Source organism: Bartonella sp. AC329YNZD, from assembly GCF_042196685.1.
Classification (GTDB): Bacteria; Pseudomonadota; Alphaproteobacteria; order Rhizobiales; family Rhizobiaceae; genus Bartonella.
In genome coordinates, this window is the sequence record NZ_JBHIQS010000002.1 from 19312 (window position 1) to 37830 (window position 18519).

Genomic DNA, 18519 nt, shown 5'->3' on the forward strand with positions numbered 1-18519 from the left:
ACTTTTATCCACATGCCACCCCATTTGTAACAAGTAAATGATTTTGATTAATTCAATATAAAAACACAATAAATTATGAATGTAGATTAACCTCTTATTTTTGTAATCACATCATTTTTTAGTTTAAGTGAGAACCATAAATACAATAACATTATTTCAATTTCAGACTTTTACATTTAGAATTAAAAAAAACGTCTCTTGCATATACAATGTAGAATTGACATGTGGGAAAAGAAAAAGCGTAAATATCATTACTAAAACATCTCAAACACCAAAAGTAGTAGATAATATTGTATAATAGCAATGATATTTCTAGCCTATACCTACCATAAATATGCTCCTGCTTTCCAATGCATCTCTTCTATTATTCTGTTTGCAAATATCATTGCGAGATAAGTGTAAAATAAAAATATCTCTTTAATTAACCTTACATCAACATGTGTAAGTAGAAACAATATAATTTATTTTCAAAGAAATGAATTAGACAAGAGTCAAAGCTTTTATATTTCAGCCATATTTTATAGAGAATCGAATATATGAATCTGTCAATTCGCTGCAATATGATTACAATCATCAATACAATCTATTTTATATTTCTATCATAGCATATTTCTATTTTTTATGATTGGAATTATTTAGAAACACCGGATATCAATATATTTCGTCCTTGAGAGTGCGGCTTAGTAATGCATTAGCCGCTTCAGTTATGTTTTTACCACAATAGAGAATTTGATAAATTTCTTCTACAATTGGCATCTCCACCCCAATACGTTGTGCTAATGTATATACTTCCTTGGTATTTAAGTATCCTTCCACAATTTGACCAATTTGTTTTTCCGCTTCTTTTATATCTACTCCTTCACCAAGAAGTATTCCAAAACGGCGATTACGCGACTGATTATCAGTACATGTCAAAACCAAATCACCTAAGCCTGTCATTCCCATAAATGTGGCAAGCTTAGCCCCCATAGCTCCCCCTAAACGACTGATTTCAGTTAGTCCTCGTGTGATGAGAGCTATTCGTGCATTTGCCCCAAATCCCATGCCATCTGATATTCCTGCACCAATAGCAATAACATTTTTAACTGCTCCCCCTAATTGAACACCAATCATATCTGAGCTTTTATAAACTCTAAAATTTTTGTCACAATGAAAAAGTTGCTGCAATTCTTTACCAAACACAACATCAGAAGCTGCTATCGTCATTGCAGTAGGCCAACCAATAGCCAGTTCTTTAGCAAAAGTGGGGCCAGAAAAAATAGCTAAAGGAATTTTTTCCCCTAAAATCTCACGAGCAACTTCTTGTAAGAAACGTCCTGTACCATGTTCTAACCCCTTCGTTGCCCAAATAACACGTGAATGCTGATCCAAATAAGGCTGAATATTATACAAAACTTGATGAAAGACATGGCTTGGAACAGCAATTAATGTATTGTGACTTGCTGTTATTGCAGTTTCAAGTGAAGTTTCAAGTAATAAATTTTCAGGAAATCGTATATCGGGTAAATATGCTTGATTACAACGTTGTTCCTGTAATTCTTTGATATGTTGAGAATTATATCCCCAAAGTAAAACATTATGACCATTACGAGCAAGAGCAATTGCTAATGCAGTACCAAAAGAACCAGCACCAATAACGGTCATTGCAACGGTTTTCATTAAGTTTTCTGATTATTCTCTAAATTTTTGATTTTAATCGCATATTATTATTACCAATAACTTCAATGCTATCTTCTAATATAAATCCTGTAAATCTAAAAATGTTACTTTTTCGTAGCTTTCTCTAACATACCATAAAACTTGTTTCTCAAACCTTCTTTATTTGTACTGAACCATACAAATATAATTTTTGTATATTCTACCATAGCTATTTGTCTCAAAAATTAAAGCTTGACTAAATATTCCATGGACTTTCTCATTTAAAATAAAAGCATATTCAAAACCATGGTACTCATTCAACCGATATCTTGTACTTAGCCCTTTTTATATCCTACGAATCCCTGCAATGACACCTGTAAGAGCCGATACATGCCGCATCAGCTCCACAGATATTTCAAACAACTACTCTACAGGAGATTGCGTACTTGGTACTTTCTCCATTGGCACTTCTGAGCCAGGAATCTGATCTACAGGAGAATGCGTACTTGGTACATGCTCCATTGGCACCTCTGAACCAGGAACCTGATCTACAGGAGAATGCGTACTTGGTACATGCTCCATTGGCACCTCTGAGCCAGGAATCTGATCTACAGGAGAATGCGTACTTGGTACATGCTCCATTGGCACCTCTGAGCCAGGAACCTGATCTACTGGAGAATGCGTACTTGGTACATGCTCCATTGGCACCTCTGAGTCAGGAACTTGATCTACAGGAGAATGCGTACTTGGTACATGCTCCATTGGCACCTCTGAGCCAGGAATCTGATCTACAGGAGAATGCGTACTTGGTACATGCTCCATTGGCACCTCTGAGCCCTGTATCTTTTCTGGCTGTTTTCTTACGGATATATCTTTGTTTGATAACGGCTCAGATACTGAAGAACCATCTCTACTTGATATTTCCGGTTCAATAACACGTCCTGAGCCACCCATCATATTATAATTCAAATGAGAAATAGCCCACCATGTACCCCCAATAATAATAAAAACACAAATAGCAGCAAACCATAACGCATTTAAATTCCACTTGGCATCTGGACCAGAACTCAAGTGTAAAAAGAAAACAATTTGTACTACAATCTGAATAATCGCCATCCCAATAAGATATGCAACTTTTGTACTGACTGCCCAACTTTCCATCATTCCATACATCACAGGAATAAAAGAACCCAAGGTGAAAAATACAGCCAGAATAAAACCGACCAAATAGGAACCAGTACTGGGACCATGTGTTTCATTTTGCATGCTCATCACAACGCTCCTAATAGATAAACCATGGTGAAAACACCAACCCATACAATATCAAGTAAATGCCAAAAAATGGAAAGGCACGCTAAACGTGTTTTATTATCCTGATCCAAACCATTACGACGAAGATGACAAAACATCACGACCATCCAAAGAAGACCAACACTCACGTGAAGACCATGGGTGCCAACCAAAGCAAAAAATGCTGACCAATAAGCAGAAAGTATCTCCCGTCCAAAAAGCTGTAAACCTGTTGCAGGATCAATACCCGCATAAGCATTTGGATCGAAATAAAAAACCTCACTCAAAAGTTCATGAAATTCGTAAAGTTCCATACCAATGAAGCAACACCCCAATACAAAGGTAATAGCCATCCATAAACGCACACCACTGATGTTATTTTTATGTGCTTGTACCATTGCAAAGCCATAAGTGACGGATGAAAACAACAAGAAAGCAGTCTCAACCAAAACAAACTTTAAATCTATAAACTCACTGCCCGCTTTACCACCACCATAAGAAGCAGAAAAAACAGCAAAACTTGAAAACAGTGTCGAAAACAGGATTAAGTCTGAAAGAATATAGACCCAAAAACCAAACGTCATTACCGAGCTACTATCGTGGTGAAGTTCATCTATAGTACTCGCGTTATTCATTGTTACAGCACTCATACTGTCACTCCTTGTTCTTTAAGAACAGCCGTAAAGGCATCTTCAGTTTTTTGCACTTCTTCAGCTGGAATATAGTAACCATGATGATCACCTGTTAATGAATGACACACAAGCGTTGCAATAAAACCAATCAGTCCAACAGCAGCAAGCCACCAAATATGCCAAACAAGTGCAAAACCAACAACTAATAAGAAGAATCCCGCAATAATTCCAGCCGATGTATTCGACGGCATATGAATTTTTGTGAATCCACTTGTCGGACGTTGATAACCACTTTTCTTCATATTCCAATAAGCATCATCAGACTGTATCTTTGGAAGGAGGGCAAAATTGTAGGCAGGAGGCGGTGAAGAGGTAAACCATTCAAGTGTACGTGCATCACCCCAAGAATCATTCAACGTTACCGGTAGGTGACCTTTATGCTTAATACCGTACCAAATCGCCAAAACAACCTGTAACACAAAACAAAGGATACCAAGCAAGATAATAAAAGCACCTAGAGCAGCAATAATAAACATCGGCTGCCAACTAGGTTCCATGTAATGCTGGAGACGACGTGTTGCACCCATTAAACCAAGCGCATAAACAGGGAAAAACGCAAGGTAAAAACCAATAAACCAACACCAGAAAGATGCAATACCTAGTATGCGATTTGGTTTATAACCAAAAGCTTTTGGAAACCAAAAAGCAAGCCCTGCTAAATAAGCGAAAACCACACCTCCAATAATTGTATGATGGAAATGCGCTATCAAAAAGAGCGAATTATGAAACTGCCAATCTGCAGGAACAATAGATAATAAAACACCAGTTAACCCACCACCAACAAACGTAAAGATCATTCCCATGCACCAAAGCATTGGAGGCTCAAAGCGAATCCGACCTTTATACATCGTGAGCAGCCAATTAAAGACTTTTACACCTGTTGGAACTGCGATGATCATCGTAGCAATACTAAAGAAGGTATTTACAGCTTCACCACCACCCATTGTAAAGAAATGATGTCCCCAAACAAGAAGCGAAAGAATCAAAATAACCACCATGGCCCATATCATGGAAGTATAACCAAAGAGGCGTTTTGAAGAAAAAGTTGAGACAACTTCAGACACAATGCCAAAAGCAGGAACAACCAAAACATACACTTCAGGGTGACCAAAAACCCAAACATAATTAATCCACACCATTGGATTTCCACCACCAACGTTAGTAAAGAAATTCATGTTCAAATAACGATCACATGCCAAGAGCGCAAAAGCAACAGTTAAGACAGGATAAATAACTACAATAAGAACATTGCTGACAAAAGCGCTCCAACAAAAAATAGGCATTTTCATCATTGTCATTCCAGGAGCACGCATTTTAATCATCGTTGCAATAAAATTCACTGATCCCATTGTTGTTGCAATACCAGAAAGCTGAAGAGACCATAAATAATAATCTACCCCTGTATCTGGACTCGTTTGTAATTCTGTAAAAGGTGGATACATCAACCAACCACCACGACCAAAATTACCAACACCTAGGGATATATTAATCAAAATCGCCCCAGCTGCCGTAATCCAAAAACCCAGATTATTTGCAAAGGGAAAAGCAACATCACGCGCACCAATTTGAAGCGGTATAAGATAATTAAAAAGACCAAATAAAATAGGCGTAGCCATGAAAAAAATCATGATCGTACCATGCGCCGAAAAAATTTGATCAAAATGCTCAGGAGGTAAATAACCTGCTGTTTCACTCCCAAGAGCTAAAGCTTGATGCGTTCGCATCATAAGTGCATCCGCAAAACCGCGAACAAGCATAATAATTCCAAGAACTATATACATTATGCCTATGCGCTTATGGTCAACAGTTGTAATCCAATTTCGCCATAAAATTCCCCACCACCCAAGCGCTGTCAGAGCAACGACAGCAATTAAACCAACCAAAACAATCGCAATACATGTATACAAAACGATCGGTTCATGTGCAAGCGCATGAAAAGCACCTGCCGTAGGATCTGTAAGTCTTCCAAACATTTCTCAACCCATTTCAAATGAAATTTAAGTTTAAAAGAAACCTTATATTAAAAATATTAAAAGGGCTCTTTCTCTATTGACCCTTTAAATAACATCAGGATCAAATACTGAACACAGTGCACCCCATAGCGTCTGAGCAGCAGCACGTTTCATTAAATCTTCATTACACACCGTATTTTCATCGACACATCGATTAACAACACGATAGTAAAGCCGCTTCTCAACAGGTGCAAAATAACGAACTTCAGCATCTTTTTCCTTCGCAGCAATATCACCCATACGAGGCGCAATAGAAAGTTGACGATAAGATGTACGATCAAGTAATCGACCATTAGCCCGAGCTTTTACAATCCAATCCTCAAAATCCCGCGAAGACACAGAATGCCACTTAAACCGCATACCCGAAAAACCATCACCACTGTAATTTGCTGAGGTCCCTTTGAATACCCCTTGTTCTTCAGCGACCAAATGCAACTTAGCATTCATCTGCGGCATAGCGTAAAGAACCGTACCCAATTTGGGAACCCAAAAGGCATTGACAGAATTCTCTGACGTCAATTGCAATAAAACTTGACGTCCTTCAGGCACGTAAATTTCATTAATCGATGCAACACCATATTCAGGATAAATAAAAAGCCACTTCCAATCAAGAGCTACAGCATCAATCTGCAATGGCTTTCCTTCACCCACCACCTCTACTGGAAGGGGATTTGTAGGCTCAAGCTTATAGGTATAATAAGTTGTTAATGAACCTAAAACCATTATGATTACAATGGGAATACTCCACATCAACGCTTCAATTTTATTTGAATGCGCCCAATCAGGAGAATAGTCCGCTTTCACATTCGATGCACGATATTTTATAGCTAAAAATACCACACTCACCATTACTGGAATGACAACGCAAAGCATAACAGCCACACAAACAACAATCAAAATTAACTGTTGACGTGCAACATAACCTGATGGCTGTATAACATCAATTTTACAACCAGACAAAAGCAGTGCTCCCCCTAAAATCACAAGCATCTCTAATTGTCTAACAAAGCTTTTCATCTTCATTTACCCCCGTCATACGCACTAAAAATTGTCATAATATAACACCTTAATATTGTACAGATTTGAAAATAATTATCAAGTGAATTCAATGCCAATACTACTCTTATCCAACGTTTGCTCTTTACCTATCACAAATTAATTATTTTGCTTAATTGTTTTGCAATATACTCAAGTGCAAACCGATATCCATCACCTCCACACCCAGTTATGATAGCGTCTACACCTGCAGATGTATAAGAATGGTGACGAAAAGCTTCACGCTGATAAATATGAGATAAATGAACTTCTACTTTCGGCCCTGAAAACATTTTTAGGGCATCAAGAAGTGCAACAGATGTATGACTGTAAGCCGCTGGGTTAATGATCAATCCAGAACTTGCCTCTATTGCTTCTTGTATCCATGCTACTAATTGCCCTTCACAGTTACTTTGATAAAAATTTATTATGATATCATTTTTTTTTGCCCATTCTCTGCATCTTTTTTCAATACCTTCTAGAGTTTCAGTTCCATAAATTCCTGGCTCACGTTGACCTAGAAAATTTAAATTAGGACCATTTAAAATCGTTATTATCTCTGACATAGCAAGCCTTTTCTTTCAGAGTCATCACTTATTAGAAAGATATTTAGCATGTTTTTTACAGCAATAAAGCTCCATTCTTAATCTCAAAAAATTCTGCGCGTCCTTTTAAGGCATCAAATAAAACACGATCTGTTCCTGTCATGAATGTTTGCACAGCTAAATCATCAAGAATATCAAATAAAGCAGCACGTCGATGCGAATCAAGATGAGCAGCCATTTCATCAAGAAGAAGAATGGGAGCCCTTTCCGACATCATACCTGTTAGACGTGCATGACATAAAACTAAACCTGTCAGCAGCGCTTTTTGTTCACCTGTTGAACAAGATGTTGCTGCTATATTCTTATCAGCATAAAAAACCTGCAAATCTGCACGATGTGGTCCTTCTAACGTCCGACCAGCAGCACGATCCATTGCGCGATTATGCCGTAATTGATCACAAAATTGTTCTTCAACTTCAGTTGCTGATATTTCACTAAGAGCTGTTTCTAAAAAACCATCAATTTGCAAAAAAGCTCGTGGAAAAGGTATATGAGACGGCATTTGTGTAAACATGTCATTTAAAAGCCGAATAACATCAACACGCGCCGCAGAAATAGCTGTCGCCAATTCTGCCATTTGCTTTTCTAAAGCATCAAACCAAGCACAATCTTCATTTCCATCCAAAAATAAGCGATTACGTGCACGCATAGCTCTATCATAATCGGCTATGCGACGCCTATGCAAGGGATCAATCGCTAAAACCATACGATCCAAAAAACTACGGCGCTCAAGTGAAGGACCTGTAAAAAGACCATCCATGGACGGTGTTAGGACACTAATATGACAATAATCTGTTAGGCAATCACCTGGTTCATTCACACCATTAATATGGACCTTTCGACTGTTATCGCTAACCTCCAAAGCTGTACCAATCTTTACTTCACCATAAAGAGCACATTCAAGACGTGCAAATACAACGAATCCTTCACCTCCGCCCTCTACAAAGCTAACATCAGAATAAGCAGCACGTCGCAAACCACGACCAGGAGAAAGAAAAGATAACGCCTCTAAAAGATTCGTCTTACCAGCACCGTTATGGCCAGTAAAAACCACATGCTGACCCGAAAAATGAATATTAAAAAAAGAATAATTGCGATAACGTAAAAGCTTCAGCTGCCTCACTGCCACTTTGTGCACACGACTCGCCATGCATTGCAAAACAATTGCCCCTAAACGCGAATAGGCATCAGCACATAGAGCACATCTGCATCATCATTATCACGAATCAGAGCCGGTGCTCCAGCCTCAGCCAACATAAAAACCATCTCATTGCTTGAAAGCTGCCCAGCGATATCCAAAAGATAACGTGAATTAAACCCTATCTCAAGCGGTTCAGATGTGTAAGTTACTGATAATTGATCTTCTGCACTGCCCGAATCAGGACTATTAACGATAAGCTTTAACTGTCCATGCTCAATCGTTAACTTAACTGCACGCCCCCGATCACTTAAAATCGTTGAAACACGATCAACTGCAGAAGAAAAACCCTGCCTATTAACAATTAATTCTTTATCATTTCCAAGAGGGATGACGCGCTGATAATCTGGAAATGTTCCATCAATTAACTTTGATGTAAAAATAACAGAACCCACAGAAAAACGAATCTTTGTCTCTGAAAGCTCTATACATACATCACCATCATTTTCTTCTGAAAGAAGTTTCTGCAACTCTCCTACAGTTTTACGGGGAACAATAACACCGGGCATTCCCTCAACTCCTGAAGGAGCTTCCATCTCAACTTGTGCCAAACGATGACCATCCGTTGCAACCAAACGCAGTTTCAAAACACCATCATTAACAACATGGAAGTAAATACCATTAAGATAATAACGGGTTTCTTCAGTAGAAATAGCAAATTGTGTACAATCAAGTAAACGCCTTAACCCTGATGCCGATAGAGAAAAGCGATAACCAAACTGCCCAGGAAGTGACTCTGGAAAATCTACCTTCGGAAGACATTGAAGCTGAAAATGTGCACAACCCGAAACAACAGATATTGTACTTGCTTGATTTTCATCAACGGATAATACAACTTCACTGCCATCACTCAGTTTCCGAATAATATCATAAAGCAAATGTGCTGGAACAGTTATTGCTCCAGCTTGTTCAACATTTACCGTAAAAGATTCTGTAACCTCTAAATCAATATCTGTTGCCTTTAACTGCACACGACCATTTTCTGCATCAATCAGCACATTCGATAAAATAGGAACAGTATTACGGCGCTCTACCACACGATGAACACGACCTAGAGACTTGAGAAATTGACTGCGATCAACTGTAATGCGCATAAAAGCCTCGTATGATTTACCAAAAACTATAAGAATTCTTTAGAATTAAAACGACAGATCCTCTTTAAAGAATCGCCTAATAGAGTTTATTAAACCTCTCTTAAAATGACAAGCCACTACTGCATAAGAAAAAACAAATCCTTTTATTAAATCCTTTAAAGTTTCTCCAAAGAAAGAAACGATAAACATTATACAGCCTGTTCTCCAATCAACCGCTTAAGCAATTCAAGTTCCTTAGCTAAGGTCTGATCACCACAAACCAAATCTTCAATTTTACGCACAGCGTGTAAAACTGTTGTATGATCACGCCCACCAAAACGGCGTCCAATTTCTGGTAATGAGCGAGGAGTTAATACTTTTGCTAAATACATCGCAACTTGCCGTGGCTTCACAACCGTACGTGTTCGGCGATTAGACAACAAGTCCTGTTTAGAAACATTATAATGGCGCGCTACCGTACGCTGAATTTCTTCAATCCGAATTCGCTTAGGTTCTCCAGGACGTGTCAAGTGACCTAATAACTCATCAATCCGTTCTAAAGATAAATTAGACTCAAAAGATTGACGAAATAACAACTGATTAAATGCTCCTTCAATATCACGTCCCGACCCTAAAACCGTTTTGGCAATATATTCCAAGATATCATCAGAGATTGATATCATGCCATCATCTTGTTGTGCCACCTTTAACCGCTGGCGCAACATTTGTAAACGCATTTCATAATCTGGTGCTTCAATTTCAAGTGCGACCCCTCCTTGAAGACGAGATCGAACGCGAAGATCAAGCGATTCTAATTCTGCTGGTGGACGATCTGCAGCGACAACAACTTGTTTTGCACTATCAAGCAACATATTAAGCAAATGGCAAAACTCATGTTGTATCGACTTTCCCTGCAAAAACTGCATATCATCAATAATCAAAAGGTCGATATCGCGAAGCTGTTCTTTAAAAGAAAGAGCATCATTATCACGAATAGCTGTTGCAAAACGCCACATAAAGTATTCAGCAGTTAAATAAATAACACGTGCAGATGTTAAACGCTTCAATGCAGAAGCCGCAATCGCTTGAAGCAAATGTGTTTTTCCCAAACCAACAGATGCATGAATAAAAAGAGGATTAAAACGCAAAGCGCTTTTATGCCCCTCCGCAATTGAACGTGCAGCCGCTAAAGCAACACGATTAGAAGCCCCCTCAACAAAACTTTCAAAAGTATAGCGAGAATCAAGTGGAGATCCAAAAACCCCAGTCTGAGAACTCTTGACTGAATGCTCTGCACAACTCTCAACAAAAGATGAAGCCGCCTGCTCCTGCAACACAACAGAAGGTGCACTTGTTTTACAAATGACTTCTCTTGAAACACGTTCCATACCGCGAACAATGACTTCAACACGAAGAATCGCCGAATTCTCTTGCTTCCATAAATGAGTCAAAAGAGAACCATAGTGATTATTAATCCATGAACGCAAAAAAGCTGTAGGAACAGAAAGCTTTACAAGAGTATGACTATATTCAGCAAGCTTTACACGACCAAACCAACTGGTATAAGCCTCAACACCAACCTGCACCTTTAATTGTGCCATAACACGGACAAAAGCCGCCGCACCTTCCTCCTCTGAAACAAGAGAGGGATCTATAGAAGCATTTTTACAAACAGTCCCCTCACCACCCATTATCCTATTCTTTATTATATTCTCTGCCGGCAGAATGTTCACCGAAACCCTTTTAAAGGAACTAGCTTTAGAGTTCAATTTATCCACCATCTTTCATCCTGATAAAAACAAAATTCTGTCCTGCCAAACAGCTAAAATAAACCTAGCGAAGGCAAAACGCCCTACCCCCAATAAGATTCCTCATCCTCCCCTAGGGTAGCCTCATTACAACCCCATTAACAAAGATGACCAATAAGATTTACTTGCACTCAACCGATATGATCCACCCTTCTAAAATGGTAAACATACCAATCATGAAAACTAAAAAACCATCAGAAAACCTATCCAACACAAAATCTTCGAAAAGCCTAAACCAAAGCATCTTGTATCCAACAAAATACAGGATAATGCGCTGATATGACCCCTTCATGCTTTTTAGTCCTCATAGGAACCATACAAAACAGCAGAGGTAAAATGCAAGAGGTCAAAATACAATCAAAAGCCCCCAAAAAACGCTTTTAAAATGCTTATATCAATGAGGAATGAGAAAAATAATTGATTCAACTCATTTTTTTTCCGAATTTCTTAACAATTAAAGAATCTCTTCAGATTAAAAAAAAAAAAAATAAAATGCTTGACAAAAAAGACTCTGTAAAAATCCACAAAGCTTGTGGATAACCTTACTCCCTCTATAAACTTTCTCTCCTTTTTAAAGAAGAGAATCGTTGCCGATTCTTATTTTCAATGGAAGCTTTTTGAAACAAAAAACAAAAAGCCAGTGTCCTTACGGATACTGGCTTGTTTCCCAATAAAAAAGAAAAAGCTTAAACGCTGAAAGCCTTCAAACGTTTAGCTAAACGCGATACTTTCCGTGCAGCAGCATTTTTATGAAAAACCCCCTTAGAAACCGCACGCATAATCTCAGGCTCAAAATTCTTAAATGCAATTTCTGCACACGCCTTATCGCCACCAGCTAAAGCATCATCAAACTTACGCATAAAAGTACGAACGCGTGAACGGCGGGCCCTATTAACCTGTGTGCGTGCTGCAACCTTGCGCACCGCTTTTTGAGCAGAAGGTGTATTCGCCATAAATATAATCTCTCTTTCAATACCTCGGTAAAATGAGTCTCAATAACAACTCTACTAACAAAAGCAAAACTATAAAGTTGCTTATAACTGTATGGCTTATAGCGCAATCTCAAAGCCAACGTCAATTAAATTTTCAAAGATAGAGATAAAAAACGAAGCCAAAATCTTTTATCTGCAACTTTATAGTTCTATAGTTTAAAGACACTCCTCAACAAACAAAGGTATTTAAACGGCTAGCTTACGCAAGACATATTGCAAAATTCCACCATGATGTAAATAATCCAGCTCATCTTCAGTATCAACGCGGCATAACAATGGAACAGTTTTTACCGTACCATCAGAAAAAGTAATTGTCGCTAATGTCTTTTGACGAGGTTTCAAGTTATGAATCCCTTCAATTGTCACCTTTTCATCTCCCTTTAAGCCTAAAGATTTCCAACTTAGCCCCTCCTCAAAGACAAAAGGGACAATGCCCATACCAACAAGATTAGAGCGATGAATCCTTTCAAAAGACTGCACAATCACTGCTTTTATACCAAGAAGATTGGTACCTTTGGCTGCCCAATCACGTGATGATCCATTCCCATATTCAATACCGGCCAAAACGACAAGCGGAACACCTTCTTGTTTATACACCATTGCTGCATCGTAAATGGTTTGTTCTACTGCTGACGGATAATGAACCGTATACCCTCCTTCTTGACCATTTTCTCCTAGCATGAAATTACGAATGCGAATATTGGCAAAAGTCCCACGAACCATAACTTCATGATTCCCACGACGTGTTCCATACTGATTAAAATCCCCTACTTTAACACCATGATCCATTAAATACTTTCCTGCAGGAGAAGCTGCCTTAATGGAACCTGCAGGAGAAATATGATCTGTCGTGATTTTATCACCAAATAAACCTAAAATCCGTGCATCCTTAATATCTGGTAAGGCATTAGGAGTTTTCTGCATATCATCAAAATAAGGTGGATTGCGTACATAGGTAGATTGTTCATCCCAAGAATAGGTAGAACCCGTAGGGATCTGAACTTTTTGCCAATTTTCATCTCCCTTAAAGACATCTGCATATTTTTCAGCAAAAACCTTACGCGTCACATTTTCTTCGATAAATTCCTGTATTTCTTGAGAAGTTGGCCAAATATCTCTCAAGTAAATCGGTTGACCATCTGAATCTTCACCAAGAGGCTCCTTGGTTAAATCTTTACACACCGTCCCAATGAGCGCATGTGCAACAACTAACGGTGGTGAAGCTAAATAATTGGCTTGCACATCAGGGGAAACACGCCCTTCAAAATTACGATTTCCTGAAAGAACTGCAGCTGCAATGACACCATTGTCATTAATCGTTTTGGAAATAGCTGGATGCAAAGGACCAGAATTCCCAATACATGTCGTGCACCCAAACCCTACTAAGTTAAATCCTAACGCATCTAAATCTTTTTGTAGACCTGAATTTTGAAGGTAAGCTTCAACGACTTGTGACCCAGGTGCAAGAGAAGTTTTTACCCATGGTTTACTCTTGAGACCTTTTGCTACAGCATTTCGTGCCAAAAGACCTGCTGCAATGAGAACACTTGGATTTGATGTATTCGTACAAGAAGTAATTGCAGCAATCACCACATCACCATGACTCAGCGTATATTCTTCACCTTCGACCTGATAGCACTCATCTTGCCCAAACGTTTTTTTATAGTCTTCGACTAATGCTTTCTCAAAACCCTGCCCAACACTTTCCAATGCAATGCGTCCTTCAGGGCGTTTAGGACCAGCCATAGAAGGAACAACGGTTTCCATATCTAATTCAATTGTGTCACTAAAAATAGGATTAGCCCCCATTTCGTCATGCCACATCCCTTGTGCTTTGGAATAAGCCTCCACTAAGGCAATCCGATTTTCATCACGCCCTGTCATATTGAGATAACGCACTGTCTCCTTATCAATTGGAAAAAAACCACACGTTGCTCCATATTCAGGTGCCATATTTCCAATCGTAGCCCGATCAGCAAGCGTCATATGCTCTAAACCAGGACCAAAAAACTCAACAAATTTACCAACAACACCCTTTTGGCGTAACACTTGGGTCACCGTCAACACGAGATCGGTGGCGGTTACACCTTCTTTAAGTTTCCCTGTTAGACGAAAACCAATCACTTCAGGTAACAACATAGAAACAGGTTGGCCTAACATTGCCGCTTCTGCTTCAATACCACCAACACCCCAACCTAAAACACCCAAACCATTCACCATAGTCGTATGCGAATCGGTTCCCACACAGGTGTCAGGATAAACTGTCTCACACCCCTCTTCCTTCTTCATCCACACGCATTGCGCTAAATATTCTAGATTAACCTGATGACAAATCCCTGTTCCTGGAGGAACAACGCGAAAATTTTGAAAGGCTTGTTGCCCCCATTTAAGGAAACGATAGCGCTCACCATTGCGATCATATTCATGCTCAACATTTTCCTTAAAGGCCATGGGATTGCCAAAATCATCAACAATAACTGAGTGATCTATGACGAGATCAACAGGGATGAGAGGATTGATTTTTTCAGCGTTACCGCCAAGTTTGACCATAGCATCACGCATTGCAGAAAGATCAACAACCGCGGGAACACCTGTAAAATCCTGCATAAGGACACGTGCAGGACGGTAAGCAATTTCTGCCCCAGCACTCCCTTTGTCGCTTAACCACTTAGCAACATTGAGGATATCCTCTTTTTTAACCGTTCGACCATCTTCAAATCGCAATAAATTTTCGAGAATAACTTTCATCGAAAACGGCAACCGAGAAATACCTTCAAGTCCATTCTTCTCTGCTTCGATTAAGCTATAATAAGTATATTCTTTGCCACCAACATTTAACGTTCTGCGACAATTAAAGCTATCAATTTGAGTCATGACTGTCCACCCTCATACTAAAAACCACCCAATTTCTAGGAATGAACAACACAAACTACGAGTCAAGGTCGCAGCTTGAGCGCAGACGCAATACCTCCGCTATCCATTTCCCCCTCCACATTCTCATAGGCAAATGCGGAAATCAGCGCTGAAAACCATTCTACACCAGATATTGATGTAAGGCATTCCTTATAGAACTATTTCTAGAACTATTCTAGGTACAATTGCATAAAAAACGTGTTTTTTATTCTATAATGCAATAAAAATATGAAAATAAAAGCAAAATAGGCAATCACATGGTATTATCAGGAAAAAACTTAGCTGCTTACAGAAACGAGGAAATTCTGTTTAAAGGTCTTTCTTTTTGTTTATTTCCACAGCAACTTATGACAATCAGTGGACCAAATGGTATCGGAAAATCAACATTACTCAGAATCATTGTTGGTCTTCTTGAAGCTGCTGAAGGCCATATAATCCTTAAAGACCATAATCAAACATACCCTGTTGCAACTGCCTGTCATTACCTTGGTCCTCAAAACGCTATGAAACCTCTTTTATCTGTCATTGATAATTTGCAATTTTGGGCAGAATTTTACGGTCAACACTTACGCTTTGTGCATGAAGCCCTTGCCGATATTGGTCTTTCTGATCTTGAACATTTACCCTTTAACACTCTGTCAACTGGACAACAAAGACGTGTCGCTATTGCCCGCCTTTTACTTTCCTATCGTCCTATTTGGATTTTGGATGAACCAATATCTGGTCTCGATAATCATGCTCAAAAACTCCTTGCCCGTATTTTCCAACGTCATCTCAATCAAGGTGGTATGATTATTGCAGCGACTCATAATTCCCTAGGTATTCCAGAAAACCATAAAATCGCTCTGGAAAAATTTTTACCTCTCTAGGAAAAAATAAAATGAAAGCATTATTCTGGCGTGATCTTAAACTATTATTAGCGCCACAAGCCTCTTCACTAACAGGACTATTATTTTTCATCGCTGTTGTTGTCATAACCCCCTTTGCCATTGGACCAGATCCCAAAACTCTTGCACAAATAGGACCAGGTATATTGTGGTTTGGAGCCCTTCTCGCAGGACTCCTTAATCTGAACAAACTGTTCCAAATTGATCGTGATGATGGCAATCTCGACCAATTTATCCTTTCAGGACAAAGACAAAGTTTTACACTAATTGTTTTTACTAAATGCCTTGCCCATTGGGTAGGAACAATGCTTCCGCTCATTTTTGCTACGCCTATTTTAGCCATCATGCTCCATTTAGATGTCACGCTAATTTTTACAACAATACTTACCCTTTTATGCGGAACACCAGCCATTATTTTTATTGGCGCTATAGGAGCAGCACTGGCAACCTCATTGTTGCAAAGTACCCTTCTTATTTTCATCATTATCTTGCCATGGATTATTCCAATTATGATTTTTGGTGTTTCAGCTGCTACAGCTCCAACAAACCCAAATGCCTCTTTTCTTACATCCCTAGCTCTTCTTGGCGCTTTTTCACTTTTTTTGAGTCTTTTTAGCTCTTTTGTGGCCGCTATAACACTTAAGCTGTTATCAGAATAATAAAAGATGATTGCCGCATAGCAAAACTATGCCTATTATGAATTTTATGAATGAAATAATGCGCACATATAAAACGAGGTCACTCCCTATAAGTTTTACCCGTTTCATGAAAATAAGCAAAATGATTTTGCCTTTGTTAGCCAGCATAACATTGTGTTTTCTTATCTTTGGGTTGATTCTTGTGATGCATTCCCCTGACGACTATCAACAGGGAATTACTGTTAAAATTATGTACCTTCATGTACCCTTTGCGTGGTTGTCTACATTCTGTTACATAACGATGAGTGCCGCGGCATTAGGAAATTTGATTTGGAAATATCATCTTGCTGATGTGGCACTCAAATGCGGGGCGCCCATTGGAGCAATTTTTACCACCTTGGCTCTCATGACAGGAGCACTTTGGGGGAGACCTACATGGGGAACATGGTGGGTCTGGGATGCTCGGTTAACATCAGTTTTAATTCTACTTTTTATCTATCTTGCTATTATCCTGCTTGGACAAGCTTTCGGCAATCAAATAAAAGCCGCGCGTGCTACTGCAATTCTTACACTTGTTGGATTTGTTAATATCCCTATTATTAAATTTTCTGTTAATTGGTGGAATACATTGCATCAACCAGCATCATTGTTACGTGCTGGAGGACCAACAATCGACAATGCTATGTTATGGCCCCTTATAACAATGCTCTTTTGTTTCATCTTTATGTTTATTACGCTCTATTTGATGGCTATGCGAAATGAAATCAATCATCGTTATATCCAAATACTTCAGATGAAAAAATCCCGTCGTGCACAACAACAGGACTCTTCATCATGCTCCATCTAAATGGCATCCAAAGCGGACTTTTAGGAAATCTATCTCAGAAAATTGATTTTTTCCTTGGAACCCTTAAACACGAGCAAATTGTTGTTTTAAGCTATGTGCTTTCTGCAATATCCCTCTTCTGTCTTATTGGATATATTCTTTGCAAAGCCCTCTACCAAAAAAAAATTCTCCAACAGCTAAACAACAAAGAGCTGTCACAAAAAGAAAAGTATAATGAAAAACATCCTTCCAAAACTTAAAAAAAATATATCTTTGCCTGTTTTGTTTGTTCTTTTTGGACCATTTGTGCTTTTTCTTCTGCTCATGGTGTTTTTTTTCAATTTTATGGATAAAAAATACCCTCAAGATCCAGCTCTTCTCCCAAACGCATTGGCTAAAAAGCCTGCCCCCAATATCTATCTTCCTCTCCTTGATCAAGCAAGTTATCTCAATTCAAAACAGTTTAAAGGACGTGTCACATTGGTCAATTTTTGGGGTTCTTGGTGTTTACCCTGTCGCGAAGAGCATCCTCTTCTTATGAAAATTGCACAAGATAAACGTTTTGATCTAATTGGCATTAATTATAAAGATAACAAAGCAAATGCCCTGCGCTTTTTAAACAGTTTTGGTAATCCTTTTAAATTTATTGGCTTTGATGATTCAGGATATACAGCTATTGACTGGGGGGTGTATGGACCACCAGAAACCTTTCTCTTGAATAAAGAGAGTATTATTATTGCCAAACATGTTGGTCCCTTAACATGGCAAATTTATCAAAAAAAAATTCTACCAAAAATTGAACAAGCGATAAGACAGAAGATGAATAAAATATCGACATATTGATTTTAAATAAAAAACAAGAAAAACGAAAATTATGTTAAAGACTTATAGATCTTTTAACTGAAAAACCGT

The 18519-nt window shown here is 38.7% G+C and carries 16 protein-coding genes; 5 read left to right on the top strand and 11 right to left on the bottom strand.

Annotated features, from left to right (window positions below; translation table 11 throughout):
* Positions 1-651: 651 nt before the first annotated feature.
* From gpsA to acnA, 11 genes are all read right to left on the bottom strand, one after another.
* On the bottom strand, positions 652-1659 hold the full coding sequence (gene gpsA / locus ACFIMW_RS01340; RefSeq protein WP_375607848.1) for an NAD(P)H-dependent glycerol-3-phosphate dehydrogenase: 1008 nt from the start codon (positions 1657-1659) through the stop codon (positions 652-654).
* 402 nt (positions 1660-2061) lie between these two features.
* Entirely contained in the window at positions 2062-2910 is an 849-nt protein-coding gene (cyoD, locus tag ACFIMW_RS01345; protein ID WP_375607849.1) for a cytochrome o ubiquinol oxidase subunit IV, read from the bottom strand.
* Positions 2910-3578 carry a cytochrome (ubi)quinol oxidase subunit III gene (locus ACFIMW_RS01350; protein WP_375606191.1) on the bottom strand — a complete coding sequence of 223 codons (669 nt, stop codon included), beginning with the start codon at positions 3576-3578 and terminating at the stop codon, positions 2910-2912. The genes cyoD and ACFIMW_RS01350 overlap by 1 nt, the downstream gene beginning before the upstream one ends.
* Positions 3575-5593: a cytochrome o ubiquinol oxidase subunit I gene (gene cyoB / locus ACFIMW_RS01355; RefSeq protein ID WP_375607850.1), complete on the bottom strand. Its 2019-nt coding sequence runs from the start codon at positions 5591-5593 to the stop codon at positions 3575-3577. The genes ACFIMW_RS01350 and cyoB overlap by 4 nt, the downstream gene beginning before the upstream one ends.
* 84 nt (positions 5594-5677) lie before the next feature.
* A complete protein-coding gene (cyoA, locus tag ACFIMW_RS01360; RefSeq protein ID WP_375607851.1) occupies positions 5678-6649 on the bottom strand; it encodes a ubiquinol oxidase subunit II in 972 nt (323 codons plus the stop codon).
* A 131-nt stretch (positions 6650-6780) separates the two neighbouring features.
* Positions 6781-7233, bottom strand: coding sequence for a type II 3-dehydroquinate dehydratase (gene aroQ / locus ACFIMW_RS01365; protein ID WP_375606189.1), 453 nt, complete (start codon positions 7231-7233; stop codon positions 6781-6783).
* Between the two features lie 55 nt (positions 7234-7288).
* Positions 7289-8422 carry a DNA replication/repair protein RecF gene (recF, locus tag ACFIMW_RS01370; RefSeq protein ID WP_375607852.1) on the bottom strand — a complete coding sequence of 378 codons (1134 nt, stop codon included), beginning with the start codon at positions 8420-8422 and terminating at the stop codon, positions 7289-7291.
* A 20-nt stretch (positions 8423-8442) separates the two neighbouring features.
* Positions 8443-9564: a DNA polymerase III subunit beta gene (gene dnaN, locus ACFIMW_RS01375; RefSeq protein WP_375607853.1), complete on the bottom strand. Its 1122-nt coding sequence runs from the start codon at positions 9562-9564 to the stop codon at positions 8443-8445.
* 188 nt (positions 9565-9752) lie between these two features.
* Positions 9753-11324, bottom strand: coding sequence for a chromosomal replication initiator protein DnaA (dnaA, locus tag ACFIMW_RS01380; RefSeq protein WP_375607854.1), 1572 nt, complete (start codon positions 11322-11324; stop codon positions 9753-9755).
* Positions 11325-12037: 713 nt separating this feature from the next.
* Positions 12038-12304 carry a 30S ribosomal protein S20 gene (gene rpsT / locus ACFIMW_RS01385; protein ID WP_375607855.1) on the bottom strand — a complete coding sequence of 89 codons (267 nt, stop codon included), beginning with the start codon at positions 12302-12304 and terminating at the stop codon, positions 12038-12040.
* Between the two features lie 225 nt (positions 12305-12529).
* Positions 12530-15217 carry an aconitate hydratase AcnA gene (gene acnA, locus ACFIMW_RS01390; protein WP_375607856.1) on the bottom strand — a complete coding sequence of 896 codons (2688 nt, stop codon included), beginning with the start codon at positions 15215-15217 and terminating at the stop codon, positions 12530-12532.
* Positions 15218-15513: 296 nt separating this feature from the next.
* Here acnA and ccmA point away from each other — a divergent pair, with 296 nt between their 5' ends.
* From ccmA to ACFIMW_RS01415, 5 genes are read left to right on the top strand one after another with little or no spacing between them, the layout of a single operon-like run.
* On the top strand, positions 15514-16125 hold the full coding sequence (gene ccmA, locus ACFIMW_RS01395; protein WP_375607857.1) for a heme ABC exporter ATP-binding protein CcmA: 612 nt from the start codon (positions 15514-15516) through the stop codon (positions 16123-16125).
* A gap of 11 nt (positions 16126-16136) precedes the next feature.
* Complete coding sequence (gene ccmB / locus ACFIMW_RS01400) at positions 16137-16802, top strand: heme exporter protein CcmB (RefSeq protein WP_375607858.1); 666 nt, start codon at positions 16137-16139, stop codon at positions 16800-16802.
* Between the two features lie 46 nt (positions 16803-16848).
* Positions 16849-17628: a heme ABC transporter permease gene (locus ACFIMW_RS01405; RefSeq protein WP_375607980.1), complete on the top strand. Its 780-nt coding sequence runs from the start codon at positions 16849-16851 to the stop codon at positions 17626-17628.
* On the top strand, positions 17616-17867 hold the full coding sequence (locus ACFIMW_RS01410) for a hypothetical protein (RefSeq protein ID WP_375607859.1): 252 nt from the start codon (positions 17616-17618) through the stop codon (positions 17865-17867). The genes ACFIMW_RS01405 and ACFIMW_RS01410 overlap by 13 nt, the downstream gene beginning before the upstream one ends.
* Positions 17842-18450 carry a DsbE family thiol:disulfide interchange protein gene (locus ACFIMW_RS01415; RefSeq protein WP_375607860.1) on the top strand — a complete coding sequence of 203 codons (609 nt, stop codon included), beginning with the start codon at positions 17842-17844 and terminating at the stop codon, positions 18448-18450. Before ACFIMW_RS01410 ends, ACFIMW_RS01415 begins: the two co-directional genes overlap by 26 nt.
* Positions 18451-18519 lie beyond the last annotated feature (69 nt).